The 15,331-nt window shown below is 67.0% G+C and carries 17 protein-coding genes; 11 read left to right on the plus strand and 6 right to left on the minus strand.

All coding sequences use genetic code 11. The annotated features are described in order from the left end of the window. Positions 1–239: 239 nt before the first annotated feature. The gene (locus H7F38_RS16375; RefSeq protein ID WP_255498020.1) at positions 240–992 is read right to left on the minus strand and encodes a thymidine kinase; all 753 of its coding nucleotides are present in this window, start codon (positions 990–992) and stop codon (positions 240–242) included. Continuing rightward, entirely contained in the window at positions 989–1,750 is a 762-nt protein-coding gene (locus tag H7F38_RS16380) for a glycerophosphodiester phosphodiesterase (protein WP_187090838.1), read from the minus strand. The genes H7F38_RS16375 and H7F38_RS16380 overlap by 4 nt, the downstream gene beginning before the upstream one ends. Before the next feature lie 54 nt (positions 1,751–1,804). On the opposite strand from H7F38_RS16380, the gene H7F38_RS16385 reads away from it, so the two are divergent. Beyond that, a complete protein-coding gene (locus H7F38_RS16385) occupies positions 1,805–2,176 on the plus strand; it encodes a hypothetical protein (RefSeq protein WP_187090839.1) in 372 nt (123 codons plus the stop codon). 64 nt (positions 2,177–2,240) lie between these two features. Here the strand turns inward: H7F38_RS16385 and H7F38_RS16390 are convergent, their stop codons facing one another. From H7F38_RS16390 to H7F38_RS16400, 3 genes are all read right to left on the minus strand, one after another. Next, entirely contained in the window at positions 2,241–3,404 is a 1,164-nt protein-coding gene (locus H7F38_RS16390) for a metallophosphoesterase (protein WP_187090840.1), read from the minus strand. Positions 3,405–3,445: 41 nt separating this feature from the next. Then, positions 3,446–4,576: a M48 family metallopeptidase gene (locus tag H7F38_RS16395; protein ID WP_187090841.1), complete on the minus strand. Its 1,131-nt coding sequence runs from the start codon at positions 4,574–4,576 to the stop codon at positions 3,446–3,448. Positions 4,577–4,683: 107 nt separating this feature from the next. Then, entirely contained in the window at positions 4,684–5,004 is a 321-nt protein-coding gene (locus H7F38_RS16400) for a GNAT family N-acetyltransferase (protein ID WP_222618126.1), read from the minus strand. 179 nt (positions 5,005–5,183) lie between these two features. Between H7F38_RS16400 and H7F38_RS16405 the strand changes: the two genes are divergently transcribed. From H7F38_RS16405 to H7F38_RS16425, 5 genes are all read left to right on the plus strand, one after another. Beyond that, on the plus strand, positions 5,184–5,942 hold the full coding sequence (locus H7F38_RS16405) for a deoxyribonuclease IV (RefSeq protein ID WP_187090842.1): 759 nt from the start codon (positions 5,184–5,186) through the stop codon (positions 5,940–5,942). 3 nt (positions 5,943–5,945) lie between these two features. Further along, entirely contained in the window at positions 5,946–6,386 is a 441-nt protein-coding gene (locus H7F38_RS16410) for an MmcQ/YjbR family DNA-binding protein (RefSeq protein ID WP_187090843.1), read from the plus strand. 32 nt (positions 6,387–6,418) lie between these two features. Then, complete coding sequence (soxR, locus tag H7F38_RS16415; protein ID WP_187090844.1) at positions 6,419–6,895, plus strand: redox-sensitive transcriptional activator SoxR; 477 nt, start codon at positions 6,419–6,421, stop codon at positions 6,893–6,895. Between the two features lie 876 nt (positions 6,896–7,771). Then, positions 7,772–8,359 carry a sigma factor-like helix-turn-helix DNA-binding protein gene (locus H7F38_RS16420; RefSeq protein ID WP_187090845.1) on the plus strand — a complete coding sequence of 196 codons (588 nt, stop codon included), beginning with the start codon at positions 7,772–7,774 and terminating at the stop codon, positions 8,357–8,359. Continuing rightward, complete coding sequence (locus tag H7F38_RS16425; protein WP_187090846.1) at positions 8,356–8,958, plus strand: hypothetical protein; 603 nt, start codon at positions 8,356–8,358, stop codon at positions 8,956–8,958. Before H7F38_RS16420 ends, H7F38_RS16425 begins: the two co-directional genes overlap by 4 nt. A 23-nt stretch (positions 8,959–8,981) precedes the next feature. On the opposite strand, the gene H7F38_RS26695 is transcribed toward H7F38_RS16425, so the two are convergent. After that, positions 8,982–9,978 (minus strand): IS5 family transposase gene (locus tag H7F38_RS26695; protein WP_370531258.1). Its coding sequence is split into 2 segments (ribosomal slippage): positions 8,982–9,575 and positions 9,577–9,978, totalling 996 coding nucleotides; the frame shifts between segments, so codons are not numbered across the junction. Positions 9,979–10,390: 412 nt separating this feature from the next. Between H7F38_RS26695 and H7F38_RS16440 the strand changes: the two genes are divergently transcribed. From H7F38_RS16440 to H7F38_RS16460, 5 genes are all read left to right on the plus strand, one after another. Then, complete coding sequence (locus H7F38_RS16440; protein WP_187090848.1) at positions 10,391–11,065, plus strand: TetR/AcrR family transcriptional regulator; 675 nt, start codon at positions 10,391–10,393, stop codon at positions 11,063–11,065. A gap of 35 nt (positions 11,066–11,100) precedes the next feature. Beyond that, positions 11,101–12,276, plus strand: a complete 1,176-nt coding sequence (locus tag H7F38_RS16445; protein WP_255498427.1) for a hemerythrin domain-containing protein — start codon at positions 11,101–11,103, stop codon at positions 12,274–12,276. A 734-nt stretch (positions 12,277–13,010) separates the two neighbouring features. Further along, positions 13,011–13,301 carry a transposase gene (locus H7F38_RS16450; RefSeq protein WP_187090850.1) on the plus strand — a complete coding sequence of 97 codons (291 nt, stop codon included), beginning with the start codon at positions 13,011–13,013 and terminating at the stop codon, positions 13,299–13,301. After that, entirely contained in the window at positions 13,298–13,951 is a 654-nt protein-coding gene (locus H7F38_RS16455) for an IS3 family transposase (protein WP_187090851.1), read from the plus strand. Before H7F38_RS16450 ends, H7F38_RS16455 begins: the two co-directional genes overlap by 4 nt. Before the next feature lie 78 nt (positions 13,952–14,029). After that, positions 14,030–15,274, plus strand: a complete 1,245-nt coding sequence (locus H7F38_RS16460) for an ISL3 family transposase (protein WP_187090852.1) — start codon at positions 14,030–14,032, stop codon at positions 15,272–15,274. Positions 15,275–15,331: the final 57 nt, after the last annotated feature.

Genomic DNA, 15,331 nt, shown 5'->3' on the forward strand with positions numbered 1-15,331 from the left:
CCGATCGCGCCCCGGATGGCTCCCCGGACGATCTGATTTGCGCGCACGGAGCAGGTGGACAAGCATCGGAGCGATGGAAACCCGGAGCCGACACCACGGTGCCGGGTATTGATCCGCAGGTCGGGCGGGTGCTGCCGGAGCGGCGGAGCGCGTCAGGCTAGCGCACTTGTCCGTGGCGGCGTCGGCACAGTACCAGGATTTCGCGGCAATGGTGATGGGTGACACAGTCGAGCGCAGGCTCAGGAGCCCCCGAGGGGTAGGACCTCACCGGAATCCGGGCCCAGGTCACCGGAGCGATGATGCCGACGGCACAGCACCTGGTAGCGGACGGCGGTGGCGTCGTCGAGTGCGGTATCGGCCACCACCACCTGCGCGCCGTCCCGGGCGATCTCGCCGTCCACCACCCTGGCGTTGAAGCGGCCGGCCGCACCGCACCAGCAGAGCACCTCGACCTGGATCGGGAGCACCTGGTCCGCGAGCTCGAAAAGTCGCAGGGACCCGGGGAACATCCGTCCGCGGAAGTCGGTGGCGATCCCGAAGGCGTAGACGTCGACCTGGACGTCGTCGGCGAGCTGGGCCAGCTGGTCGATCTGGGACGGGGTGAAGAACTGCGCCTCGTCGACGATCAGGTAGTCGACGCGGCGGCCGGCGGCCCAGGACGCCCGCACCAGGTCGGCCAGATCGATGTCGTCGTCCACCTCGATGGCCGTCCGGGTGATCCCCATCCGCGACGTGATCTGGCCCCGGTGCGAACGGTCCAGACGCGTCAGCAGCAGGCCGCGCCGGCCCTGCCGGGAGTGGTTGTGGTCCAGTTGCAGGGCCAGCGTCGACTTGCCGCAGTCCATCGGGCCGTAGAAGAACTTGAGGGTGCCGGTCGGGACCTGCCCACGCCGGGACCCGGCGGCCGGCACCGTCGACAGGGCGGTGCTGGGCTCGGCGATGTTCCGCCGGGTTGCGGGGGGCCCCGCCGGGGTCGACCCAGGCGTGCTCACTCCCATTCGCCGCGTTCCAGGAGCACCGTGCGCAGGAGGTCGGGGCGGTCCGTCATGATGCCGTCGGCGCCGAGATCGAGCAGCCGGTGCATCTCTGCCGGCCGGTCGACCGTCCACACGTGCACCTCGAGGCCGCCGACGTGGGCGGTCCTGATGAACGCGGGGCTGATCACCCTCGCCCGGCCGTATCGGACGGGGACCTGGGCGGCCTGCGCGCCGCCGGGCCTGGGAGTCAGCCGGAGTCTGCTCGCCGCCACCAGCAGAGCGACACCGCTGGGTCCGAGCGAGGTGGCGACATCCGGCCCCAGTGCCTGTCGAAGGGTGGCCAGTCGTCGGTCGGAGAACGACCCGAGTCCGACCCGATCGATCGCGCCAGAGGATTGCAGCAGGTCGATCAACGGCCCGACGGCCCGGTCCGTCTTGGGATCGATGTTGAACCGGGTGTCCGGGAAGGCCGCCAGCACCTCGGCCATCAGCGGAATCGGCTCCCGCCCACCGATCAGAGCGGTGCGGACCTGGTCCCACGTCAGGTCCGAGATCCGCCCGCGCCCGTCGGTGACGCGATCGAGGCGGAAATCGTGGAAGGCGACCAGGACGCCGTCCGCGGTGGCGTGGACATCCGTCTCGAGGTAGCGGTAACCCTCGTCGACCGCCCTGGCGAACGCCGCCATGGTGTTCTCGCAACCCGCCAGATCTCCGATGTGCCAACCGCGATGGGCGAATGCTCGGGGGCCGGACCCGGCGAGGTAGGCCGTCATGCGAAGCAGTCTGTCATGTCGGGCCCCGGGCCGATGCGCACTAACGTTGCGGCCATGGTGGCTGCGACGACGACCGGACGATCGGCCCCGGCGGGTGGGCTCCCGAAGGGCCCGACCCGGTGCGAATGGTGCGGTCGTGAACTGCCGACGGCCGGATCGGTCGGCCGGCGGCGGCGGTACTGCGCCCAGGCCTGCCGTCAACGGGCCTACGAGAGCCGGCATGCCCTGGAGCGCGGCGCTCTACCCCCCGATGCCGTGGTGCTGTCGGTGGAGGAACGCAACGATCTGGCTGATCGTCTCTATCAGGTCAGGTGTGCCGCGGAGGACGTCGCGACGGCTCTGACCGAGGGTGCCCCGACCGCCGAACTGGGCGTGCTGGTGCGGGAAATGCTGACCGCTGCCCGCTCCGCCGAGCGCATTCGCTGAATCTATTGACCCGAGTCCCCATCGAGCGGTGGGTTACTGTCGAATTCTGTCCGATTCGCCCGTTTCAACTCACCAGCGGATCAGGCTGCGACCCGCTGCGGAGAATCAGCAGGGTGATCTCGTTGGGAGCGAAGATGCGGAACGGCGGTCCCCAGAATCCGGAGCCCCGGCTGGTGTAGAGCACGGTGCGCTCACCGTGGCGGGAGAGTCCGGCCAGAGCGCCCTGCTCGGCCCTGACGATCAAGTGGAACGGCCACATCTGGCCACCGTGGGTGTGCCCGGACAGCTGCAGGTCGACGCCGGCGGGTGCCGACATCCGGACCGACTTGGGCTGGTGGGCCAGCAGCACGATCGGCAGGTCGGCATCGACTCCCGCCAGGGCGCCGGGCAGGTCTGCCGCGTGCCCCGGGACGCCGGAATCCTGGGCCGTCAGGTCGTCGATGCCGGCCACCACCAGCCGGCTGCCGCCGCGTTCGAGCACGATGTGCCGATTGTGCAGCACGGTCCAGCCCAGACCGTGCATGTGGGCGACCCAGTCGGGTGCCCCGGACATGTACTCGTGATTCCCGGTGATGTAGACCCTGGCCAGCGACGCCTGTGCGACGCCCAGCGGGGCGACCTGTGCGCTCCGCCGATCCACCGAACCATCGGTGAGATCGCCGGCATGGGCGAGGATGTCGGGGTTCAACGCGTTGGCTCGCTCGACGAGGCGGGCGGACCACCCGGACCGGTCGATCGGTCCGAAATGGGTATCGGCGATCAGCACCAGTCGCAGGCCGTCCAGCCCGCGGCCCAGGCGCGGCAGGGTGACCTCGACGGTCCTGACGGGCGGGACGCGCCGGGCCTGCCACATGCCCCAGGAGCACAGCAGGGCGACCCACACCACCACGACGCCGGCCACCCAGCGCTGCCGTCCCGGTGCCTCCAGTCCGCTCAGTGCCAGGACCAGATCGAGGATCTCGCCCAGCACGGTCCAGGCGAAGAGCTGCCACAGGATGCCGAGCCAGGTGTCGCCGATGACGGCCGGCCGGTCACGCCGTGCCTTCCCGTGGCCCTTCCACATGGCCAACGGGAAACCGATCAACGCCACCAGTGCCACGGCGGACCCGACGTCGGTGACCACGGCCGGCCAGTGCGGCGCGAGCACCAACCTCCACCACGGGACGCCGTGCAGCAACAACAAGACGAGGATCAGGACCGTCAGGAAGACACCACGGCGGGGACGCATCGGTCCATCTTGACTGTTGCCGGACGCCCCTTCGTCATCGACTACTTCGCCGGACGGCCCTTCTTGCCGCTGCCGGGCTTGGGCTTGTCGGCGGGCGGTTCGTCCGTCTGGTCCGTCTCGGTGGCCGGATCACCCGTGTCGAAACGCTTCCACAGATTGGTCAGCCCGTCGGCGACATTCTGTCCGACGTTCTGGGCGGCGCCCCCGAAGTCACGGCCGACGTTCCTGGCCGTCTGCGCCAGCGGATCCGTCGAGTTGGTGAACCCGTCCCGGTAGCTGCGGGCCGCTGCCTTGAGCTCGTCGGCGATCGAGGCCTGCGAGTCGTCGGCGCGCCGTGGGTAGTCGCCGGCCATGATGGCCTGGTAGTCACCGGTCTCGACCCACTTGCGGATCTCCGCGGCCCGCACCACCGAGAACGGGTGGGTCTGGCGCTCGAGGTTCATCAGTTTCAGCACGCCGTCGCGGATGTCGCCGGCGCCCTCGTACTCCGCGGCCTGCTCCAGGAAGGCCACCGTGTCCATCTTGCCCAGGCTGGCACCACCGGCCATCTTCATCATCACGCGCAGCGACACCTGCGGGTCCTGTGCGACGAGCATGCCGGCCCGGTCGGCTGATTGCTCCGCCTTCCGGCTCCACTCGTACAGGGCCGCGATGATGGCGCGCAAAGCCAAGCCGCCCAACGGCATCCAGCCGAAGTTGTCGGCGATCCGCAGCAGGTGGAACAGCATGGTCTGGTAGACGGCGTGGCCACTCATTGCGTGCCCCAACTCGTGGCCGAGCACGCAGCGCAGTTCGTCGGGGTCGTCCAAGAGCTCGATCAACCCGGTCGTCACCACGATGAAGGGCTCGTCCATCCCGATGCACATCGCGTTGGCCGCCGGATCCTGCCGGATGTAGAGCTCCGGCCGTCGCGGCGAGTCCAACGTGAGCAGCGCATCACTGAACAGGCGGTCGATCTCGGCGAACTGACGATCGCTGACCTTGACCGCGGAGGCCAGGAAGATCAGCCGGTGCTTGCGTTCGCGGAACAGCCCGGCCAGTGCCTTGAGGACCGTGTCGAATCCGGGGACGGCCCGCAGTGCCACCAGGGCCGACCGGTCGGCCGGATGCTCCCAGGCCCTGGAACTGATACCTGGAAAAGTGAGGCGCTTTCGCGCGACGGTGCGTGCCATGGTGTTCCCCCTCGTCTGCGGTGACAGGGTCCGACGCTAGCCCTGAAACTCAGCGCGCGGGGAGGTCGAAACGAGCCCGGTAGCTGCTCGGCACCAGATCAAGGTACTCAGGGTGACTCCGGAGGTAGGAGAGCACGAAGGGGGAGGTAGGAGAGCACGAAGGGGCAGTAGGGGAGCGCGCCGTGCCCTGCTGCTCGCAATTGATCCAAGGCATGGCCGATCAGTTGCGAACCCATCCCTCGGCCCTCGAAGTCGGGATCGATCTCGGTGTGCATCAACGCATATGCCCCGCCGTGGACCTGGTAGTCCAGGACACCGGCCGGTACCCCGTCGACGAACAGTTCGAATCGGTCCTCGACCTCGTTGTCGCGGACGATCACCGCGGGCGTGGCGGCGGCGGGCGGTCGCGTGTCGGCCTGATCTTCCATGTGGCCACGATAGAAGGTCGGGCCGTCAGTGGCGCGCCCGCCCAGTCGGTGGGCGCCGAGAGGAACGGGGGAGTAGAGCACAGCGGGGGCCATCGGAGACGGCGGCGGGACCCACGCGACGCCGGTTCCGATGTTGACCGGTTCTGATGTTGTCGGTCCGGTCGGCTAGCGTTCCGGGCATGGTTGCCATCGGTGCTCACGTCGATTCCGCCGACCCGCTGACCGCTGCGGCGGCAGTCGGCGCTGGCGCGGCCCAGTTCTTCCTGGCCGATCCGCAGGGCTGGAAGAAGCCGGTCGAGCACCCGGCTGCGGCTGCGCTCCGGGCCGCCAAGATCCCGCTGTACATCCACGCCCCGTACATCATCAACGTCGCCACCATGAACAATCGGGTCCGGATTCCCAGCCGGAAGATCCTTTCCCAGCACGCGGCGGCGGCCGCCGACATCGGCGCCAGGGGACTGATCGTGCACGGAGGGCACGTGGCCTCCGACGCCGAACTGGACAAAGGTTTCGACAACTGGCACAAGGTGTTCGAACGCGAGGAGTTCCCGCTCCCGGTCCTGATCGAGAACACTGCCGGAGGCAATCACGCGATCGCGCGTCGGTTCGATCGGCTGGCTCGACTCTGGGATGCCGTCGGTGAGTTCGGCGTCGGATTCTGCTTGGACACCTGTCATGCCTTCGCGGGCGGGGAGGATCTGGTGACCGTGGTCGACCGCGTGATGGCCATCACCGGGCGGATCGATCTGGTGCACGCCAACAGCAGTCGTGACGAATTCGACTCCGGCGCCGACCGCCACGCTAATTTCGACGCCGGGACGATCGACGCGGCGCAGATCGCGGCGGTCTGCCGCGCCGCCGGCTCCGACGTGATCGTCGAGACACCCGGTGACGGGCAGAGCGCCGACATCGCCTTCCTCCGCAAGCACCTCGACTGAATCATGACGATCTCCGCCGACGTGCTGCGGTCCTACTGCCTGGACCTGCCCGCAGCGCTGGAGGACCATCCCTTCGGCCGGACTCCGGAGACATGCACGTTCAAGGTGCACGGCAGGGTCTTCGCGCTGAGTCGTCTGACCGACCCGCCTCCGTTGCGCGTCAGCTTGAAATGCGATCCTCCGATCGCCATCGGGTTGCGGGCCGCCTACCCGGCGATCATCCCCGGGTACCACCTCAACAAGAGGCATTGGAATACCGTCACTCTCGACGGATCGGTGCCGGATCGGCTCGTCTTCGAGATGATCCAGGATTCCTTCGACCTGGTCGTCGACAAGCTTCCGCCACGATCGACTGCGATTGCGCTGACCGGCACCCGGACGCCTTCTGGACGCCTTCTGGACGCCGACGCGGGCGCCGGTTGTGTCTCGAGTGGCAGGAGTTGAAGTCCACTATCACCAGCCGTATCGTCCGGCGAATGGTCGTGGTCAGCTTGACGGTGTCCGAGGTGGCCCACCGCAGCGGGTTCGCGGCCTCGGCCCTGAGGTTCTACGAACGTGAGGGCCTGTTCGAGGCGGGTCGGTCCAGTGGTGGCCAACGTCGTTACGACCGTCAGGTGTTGCGCCGGTTGGCCTTCATCAGGGCGGCCCGCAATGTCGGGCTGTCATTGGACGAAGTCCGGGCCGAGTTGGCCGAACTACCGTCGTCTCGAACGCCCACGCCGGCGGACTGGCGCAGGATCTCGCGCCATTGGAGGCAACGACTCGATGACAAGATCGCGGCGATCGAGGCTCTGCGCGACCGACTGGATTCCTGCATCGGATGCGGATGTCTGTCCCTCAAGGCCTGCGGGCTGTACAACCCGGGCGATTCCGTCGGCTCCGCGGCGGTGCCGGCCGGGGCCGGCCTGCTGCCGCCGCCGCTACGTGAACCGCCCGGCTCGGAACGCCCTTGAGATCGAAGAGGGTGCGTCTTCGATCTGCAAACCTGTTGCAACTCAGGCCATCCGAGTGCTAGCTCCCGGGGCGTCGGGTGGGCGATACGTCACGGTGACGGACACGCTGGTCGAGGCAGCCCGCAGTAAGGCGAGGTGGCTTCCCAAGCAAAATCAGTTGCTCAGATGATCAAACATCATCTGCCGAGCAAGCGTGGAGCGTCAGACAGGCGATCCGGGGCCACCGGAGGCCTGGGTAGCACGAAGAACGTCACGTGGCGGGGGGCCCGCGGGGTCATCCGAGCGCCAACGTTGCCTTCTTCGACGTAATGGCGTTGCCTTCTTCGACGTAATGGCTCTCAGCGTCGGTCGTCCCGTTGCTCGGTCTTGGTGGTGTGGTGGTGGACCCGGCCGGATCTGCCCTCCCAGAGGGGGGTGAGCCGCTCGCCGGGGGAGCGCGACGGCGCATCGCTCGAGCTTGCACGTCCCGCAGCAGACCGTCTCGCCTGCCTTCGTCGTACTGACGGCATCGGCCGGCAGCACGCCGTCTGTCGCGGCCGGCGAACACTGCGATGGCTTCAGTCGGATGCAGCTGCTTGCGTGATGGGCGTGGTGGTCGGTCGACTGTCGGCAACGACAGCTGCGGAGTGCCGATGAGATTGGGAGGTCGATTGCTCCGTAGGAGGTACCCGTGCGGGACTTGTCACCGGACAGGTGTTACGGGAATGGGCTGGTCACGGTGCTGAGCGGGCCCGGCGTGGTGTCTTCGACATTCAGTCACCGTTCGGCTATAGGTGACGGTTGAAGAGGAATCTGCCCCGCTGGGTGGTGCGGATCGGTCCTGGGCGGCGTTGAGTAGGTGAGATCTTCCTACCAAGCAGCGGCGGTGAGCAAACGGTGACCTTCGACGAGTTCCTGGGTGCGGAGCTGACCGGGTTGCGGAAGTACGCGGCCGTGCTGACCGGTGATCCGCACCGGGCGCAGGACGTACTGGCCGAGGCGCTGCTGCGAGCGCACACCAGCTGGCCCCGGATCGGGGCAATGGAATTCCCGGCCGCGTACGTGCGCCGGATGGTGACCTCTCAGTTCCTGTCCGACAAACGCCGGTGGTCGGTGCGGATGATCCGGTCGACGCGTACCGGTGAGCTTCCAGATGTCCACCTATCCGATCCGTCGATCGCCGCGGATGACCGTGCACAGTTGCGATATCTGCTGGCGGCTCTTGCGCCCCGACCACGCGCGGCGATCGTGCTGCGCTACTACCTGGGCCTGGACACCGATGAGATCGCGGACGAACTCAGCGTCACCGTCGGGGCCGTGCGGACCGCGATCTCCCGAGGGCTCGCTGCGATGCGTATCGCAGTCGCTGACGAACAGGCCGTCAGTGGAGCAACACCGAACGCAGATGGCCCTGCGGACCGATTCGCCCCAGCTGCGGTGGTCCACCTTTCCCCGGTCCACGCCCGATTCCAGGAGGACTCGTGAACACCGATACCGACTTGCACACCGAACTCGATGCCCTGGCCGGCCGGGCGCCGTCAGACGCTGACGTCCGCCGAGCGTTGGCCGGCCGTATCGACCTCCGTGCGCGGCGTCGCCGTACCGTCGCCCTGGTCGCTGCGGCGGCCGCAGTGGTGTTGTTCGCGGGGGGCGTCGGCATCACCGGGGCGTTGATGTCGCACCGCACGGCCGGGCCGGCGGCCCCCACACCGATGGTCAGCACCGCACGCCCGGAACGCTCAAGCACTGCTGCTGGTATCGCCGCAGCGCAGCGCGCTGTCGTCACCGGGTACCTGAACGCTGTCAAGGCCGGTGACTGCGTTGCCGCGGACCGATACTTGGTTGCCGGTAAGGCCCAGGTCGGCAGTGGCGACTTGTGTCAGGCGGGTTCGCTTCGTCTCATCGGCTATCAGATCGCCGGGGTGCCGGCCATGCCGTCGCCGGATGAGGCGGTGTTGGCAGTGACGATCACGACCAGCGGAGGCGACGGATCCATACCCGACGGTGACACGACTTGGTTCCTTGACCTGCACCGCCAAACCGGCGGCGACTGGCTCCTCACCGGCGGCGGCACCGGCCCCTGATACTCCCCACAGCGGCACGCAACCTAGGGCGTGTCCCGTGGATCGTTCTCCGTTAGATGCCTGAGCCAGATTCCGATGCTGGCGACGTCGACGGTGCCTCGGTAGACGAACTCCCGTTTGTCATACCGGGTGGCGACCGCGCGGTAGCCGCGTAGCCGGTTGAACGTCCGCTCCACGGTGTTGCGGTCCTTGTAGATTTCCTTGTCGAATTTGGGTGGCCGACCACCACGGGAACCCTTGGACAGGCGACCGTTGATCTGGTTCACCGGCTCCGGGATGGTCGCCTTGATACCCCTACGCCGCAACGACTTACGGATTCTGCCGCTGGAATACGCCTTGTCCGCCAACACCCGATCCGGTCGGGTCCTAGGCCGCCCATCACGGCCGCGCACGATCCGAATATCGGCCAGCACCGCGGTGAACGCCAACGCGTCATGCCGCTGACCAGCCGAGATGACCCGCCCCACCGGCCGACACTTCGAATCAGCCGCCATGTGGATCTTCGTCGTCACCCCGCCGCGGCTACGCCCCAAACCCTCCCGATCAACGACCGGCGGCGGCCGATCCGCAGAATTCTTGTAGTTCGATAGTGCCCCCTGTGTCTTTGAGGGCCTTGATCGGAGCCTCCAACACGACGCTGGCAAGGACGGCGGCGGGGATGTCCTTCGGCGGTTCGTGCCGGGCACCTGCCGCGTGGTGATGCGCCCGGATCACCGTCGCATCCACCCCCAACGCCCACTCACCGACATCGCCGTGACCGCAGTCCGCCCGCAGCATCGACAGCACCCGCTGCCAGGTACCGTCCCCTGACCAGCGACGATGCCGGTTGTACACCGTCTTCCAATTGCCGTAACACTCCGGGAGATCCCGCCACGCCGAACCGGACCTGGTCCGCCACAGCACCCCGTCGACGACCCTGCGGTGATCGACCCACCGACCACCCCGAATCGGGGTCCGATCCGGTAGCAAAGGCTCCAACCGGGCCCACTGCTCATCCGACAAATCATGACGATTCTGCACAAATCAGAGTCTGTCGGAACCGACCTCCAAGATCCGCGGGACACGCCCTAGCTAGTGCCAGTTCGCGATTGCCTTACGGATTGTGTGGCTGCTCGCTGTGCGAGTGAGTGAGAACCCTTCGAAACCGGGTCTTATGGCTCGACGCAGCGGGCGGCCACGATGAAGGCAGCCCCGCTGCACGGCCGCGGCCCCCACAACCAAAACAATGCGGACCCGTTGCCACCTGTGGGGCCGTCGTGATGAGTGCCACCTACCCCGGGGCCGCCCACTTGCCCAAGCACGGCATCGGCCGACCTCACCCGCTTCAACCGCGAACCAGGCGACCCTTGGCGCCCTGAAGCGATCCGATTTCCTCCACGGATTTGACTGGAACGCTCTTGTAATCAAAACAGGGTCGTTCTATCGTTCGTCTGTGTCCTCGAACCCGGCTCGCACCTATCACTCGCCTCGGCGCCGTATGCAGGCCGCGCAGACCCGCGCTGCGGTCCTTGATGCGGCCACCCGGCTCTTCTGCGAGCTCGGGTGGGCCGCTACGAGCATGCGGCAGGTCGCCAAGGCTGCCGGCGTCTCGACGGAGACCGTCTATGCCGGCTTCGGCTCCAAGGGCGACCTTTTCGCGGCAGTGATGGACGTTGCGGTCGTCGGCGATGACTTGCCGATCCCGCTGGCGCAGCGCGATGTCGCCTCCGTGCTGGGCACCGGCACCCGTGAGGAGCGTGTGGCTGGCGGTGCAAGCATGTCGGCGGCGATCAGCAGCCGGACCTGCGAACTCGTCCAGGCCCTCACCCAGGGTTCGGCCACGGATGCCTTGTTGGCGCAACAGCTTGGCGCATTGGACGAGCGACGTCGAGCAGAGGTCGCCGGCTACTTCGAGCAGGTTGCCTCCAGAGCTCCCACACGACTTGAGCTCGACGAAGTCTGGTTGCTCACCAGCGCGGAGGTCTTTCACCTACTGGTCCACCGATCCGGGTGGACGCGTGAGCAGCACGAGCACTGGCTGGCCGAGCGGCTGCTGCGACTCGTCTCGCAAAGCCGCCAGGACGCATCTGGACAAGCCAAGAAGACTCAACGAGAAGGGTTGTCATGAAGAGAGAATCGTCGGCCCCGGCCGACACCCGAATGATGGGGATCGCCCACAGTGCGTTGCGGCGCGACCTCGCCCGCGCCGTTGACGCGCTGTCCCACCAGCCCGTCCCAGGCGACGCCCAGCGGGTGGCGATCGCCCAGCACATCCAGGCGATGATGGATTTCCTTGAAATCCATCACCACGGTGAGGACGCCTGGCTGTGGCCAACCATACGCACGCTGAATCCAGCGGCCGCCGAAGTCCTGGACCAGATGGACGCCGACCACGCGGCGATCACTCCTCACATGGGAAACGTGACCGCGACTGCCGCGGCATACGGAAAATTCCCCGCCGCTCGGGGGCAACTGGCAGCGGCACTCAATGACCTGCGAGGCACCCTGGATCCCCATCTGCGCCGCGAAGAGGACGACATGATGCCTGTCGTCGCCAGCACTCTGACATGTGGACAATGGGATGCCTGGGAGCAGGAGTACTACATCAAGCCCAAGAGCAAGAAGGACCTCGGACTGGAGGGTCACTGGCTCATCGACGGAGGCGACCGCGCGGTCTACGACCACGTTGTCGGCAAGGTCAACCCCGCCCTCCGGTTCGTTCTACTGCGCGTATTCGGCCCGAGATACCGCAAGGCATGCGCCACTCGGTGGGGTGCCGACGTCCCGGTTGGCCCGAAACTGGGCGCAGCTGACAGCACGCATCAGCCTGAGATCATCGGCTCAGCGCGTCGACCCTGGCGCACCCGCGGGGAGGTCAGCCTGCACATCGACGCAACCCCGGAACGTCTGTATGACCTCGTCGCCGACGTCGGTGCCACCCCGACACGCTCCCGCGAAGTGCAGGCGTGCCGCTGGCTCGAAGGACTACCACCCGGGACCGTCGGCTCCCGGTTCCGTGGCCGCAACCGCGCCGGGCTCATCCGCTGGTCCCGCGTCTGCGAAGTGGTGACCGCGAAGCGCGGGGAAGAGTTCACCTTCCGCACCGTGCCCGAACGATTCGACCCTACGCGACGGGACTCCTCCGTCTGGGGCTACCACCTTAAAGCCGACGGCACCGGGACCCAGATCACCCACTACTACACCCTCGCCCGGCCTCCCCAACCGTGGCTCCTCACCCTCTACGGCATCCTCATGCCCCACCACCGAGACGCCCGACCAGCCCTCAGGCACACCCTCGAGCAACTCCAGGCGGCAGACGGGGTCCGTCCAACCCCCTGACTTTCATGGCAATCGAGCCAACATGAAATTCCAGGGCACCCGGATCGGGGGCTCGCCCGCGACGAGGACCTCCGACGGACCTTCATCCATCCATCACTCGGCATCGGAGACCCGCAATGACACACCACCAGCACGTCCACCCCGTCCTTCGACTGGCAACACTGACCTTGGCCGCGGCCGGAGCTGTGCTGCTCGCCGCGTGCAGCAGTAGCCCGCTCGCCGGCGGAACACCCACCGCGACGACCCAACAGCCCCCACCGGATGCGAGGGCCGCGAGCGGTGGGGCGACTGCGTCGGATGGAAGCGGCACGTCCTCCCCAGCCGCCAGCGGCCACTTGCACGCTTGTCTGATGGTCAGCGAGCAGGCCGCAAGAACGGCTCTGGGCGCAGACGGGCCCCGGCCACGAGCAAACACAGGAAGGAGCTTTCGGCGGAAACAGCACTTGTAACTACACGGTCGCGTCAGGGGGCGTGCAGGTGAACGCGAGCTCCATCGCCGGGGCGGGCCTCTACGACGGCAATCGCCAGGCGAACTCCGTCGACGTCCCGGGCGTCGGCGACCGTGCCTTCGAGACACCCGCCGCTTCCGCCGGGGAGACCACCGTTTACTTCCTCAAGGGCGATACTGAGGTTCCCCTGGTCTGGTGGACATCCGAAGCGGGCTCCCTGGTGGGCCGGCTGGGAGGATGTGTTTCATGGCAAGGACACGGAGGTCGTTCACTGCGGAGTACCGGGTGGAGGCAGCGCACCGGGTGATCGATACCGGTCGGACGGTTGCTGAGGTGGCCCGAGATTTGGGGGTCGGTGAGCAGTTGTTGGGGCGGTGGGTTCGTGATGAACGGATTCGGCAGGGTGCCGCGGAGGCGGCCCCGGTCGAGGAAGAGTTGACCGAAACGGAACGGGCCGAATTAGCTCGGTTGCGTCGGCGCATCGCCGAACAGGACAGAAAACTGCAGGACCAGGCGGAGGATGTTGCATTCTTAAAAAAAGCCTCGGCGTACTTTGCCGCGATGCAACCGAAGTGACCTACTTCGAGTTCATCGCAGCGGAGTGCGCGAGCATCGATTCCGGTGTTGGTTCCAACAAGTCGGTGATGTTCCGGAATTTATCGGTGTCACCGTCGGGGTTTTATGCCTGGTGCCGGCGGGCGACCGGTCAGGGCCCGTCCGCGGCCACCGTGCGGCGGGCCGATCTGTTGGTGAAGATCATGGCGATCCACCGGGACTCGGACCGGACCTACGGTGCGCCGCGGATCACCGCGGAGCTGCGGGAGGCCGGTACCTTGGTGACGGAGAAGACGGTCGCGGCGATCATGGCTGCTCACGGCATCGCCGGGATCAGTCCGCGGACGTTCAAGGTGCCCACGACGGTCGTGGACCGGTCGGCGTTCATGCCGCCGGATCTGGTGAACCGGCACTTCGATCAGGGACGAGTCGATGTGGTCTGGGCTTCGGACATCACGTATCTGACCTGCGGTGAGGGGGACGTGTTCTTGTGCGCGATCCGCGACGAACATTCCAAGCGGGTGTTGGGTTGGTCGGCGGCCGATCACATGCGCGCCGAGTTGGTGGTGGACTGTTTGCAGATGGCTGTTGCCACTCGCGGCGGCAAGGAATTGGTGAAGACGAAGGGCACCGTTTTTCAGGCTCTTGTGACGTTCTCGTGGGTGGTTTGACCCCTGGTTGTGGGCGACACACCGGGCTGCGTATAGGTTCTGGCTTATCTAGGGTCAGTCACTATCCAGGAGCACGGTGTGCGCGGTGTAACGATATGGCGAAAGCTGCTCGGTGTCGAGCAACTGCAGGTGTGCGATGTGGCGTGGGAGGAGGCCGACGACCGGCAGGTGCTGGTCGTTTCGGTGCGTGCGACGAAGGGCGCCCGGAGTAGGTGCAGTCGATGCCGGCGTAGACGGCCGGGCTATGACCAGGGCGGCGGAACCCGGCGGTGGCGGTCGCTGGACTGGGGGTCGACGATGGTATTCCTGCAGGCTGCGGCTCCGCGGGTGAACTGCCGGACGCACGGGGTGGTCGTCGCGGCGGTGCCGTGGGCCCGACCCGGCGCGCGGGCAACCCGAGCGTTTGAGGACCAGTGCGCGTGGTTGGCGGCGCACACCGCTTCGTCGGTGGTGGCGCAGTTGATGCGGACGTCGTGGCGGCACGTGAGCGCAATCATCGAGCACGTCGTCGCCGACGGTTTGGCCGGCCGGGACGTGCTCGCGGGGCTGCAGCGGATCGGCATCGATGAAATCTCCCACCGCAAAGGCCAGCGGTATCTGACGTGCGTGGTCGATCAAGACTCCGGCAGATTGGTGTGGGCCGCACCGGGCCGCAACAGCGACACCCTGGGTCGGTTCTTCGACGAGCTCGGCCCAGAACGGGCGGCGGCGTTGACGCACGTCTCGGCCGACGGGGCGCAGTGGATCCACGACACCGTGACGGCCCGCGCGCCGCAGGCGGTGCTGGGATTGGATCCGTTTCATATCGTGGGGTGGGCCACCCGGGAGTTGGACAAGGTCCGTCGTCAGACGTGGAACACGCTGCGGGGTAGGAGTAGCTCTGCGCAGGCGTCGTCGGTGAAGGGCAGCCGCTGGGCATTGCTGAAAAACCCGGCGGACCTGTCCCCGGAGCAACGCGGGTCGGTCGCCTCGATCGCCCAGACCAACCGGCATCTGTATCGGGCGTATCTGCTGAAGGAGCAACTGCGCGCGGTGTTCCAGGTCAAGGGCCAGGCCGGCCGTGAACTGTTGGCCGGCTGGATCGCCTGGGCCCGCCGCTCCCAACTGCCCGGGTTCATCGCCCTGGCCGCAACGTTGAAGCGGTTCCAGCAGCTGATTTGGAACACCCTGATCCACCACATGAGCAACGCCCAATCCGAGGCCACCAACACCCACCTACGGGCCTTGACCCGCAGGTCGTACGGCTTTCACAGCCCAGAAGCGTTGATAGCCATGGCAATGCTCACCCGCGGCGGGTTATGCCCGCCGCTTCCCGGACGCTAAACCACCCACGAAAACGTCAGGAGACCCGTTTTTCATGCTGACCGGGGGTCGCAATTC

Origin of the sequence: Nakamurella sp. PAMC28650 (assembly GCF_014303395.1) — a bacterium.
Lineage (GTDB): Bacteria > Actinomycetota > Actinomycetes > Mycobacteriales > Nakamurellaceae > Nakamurella.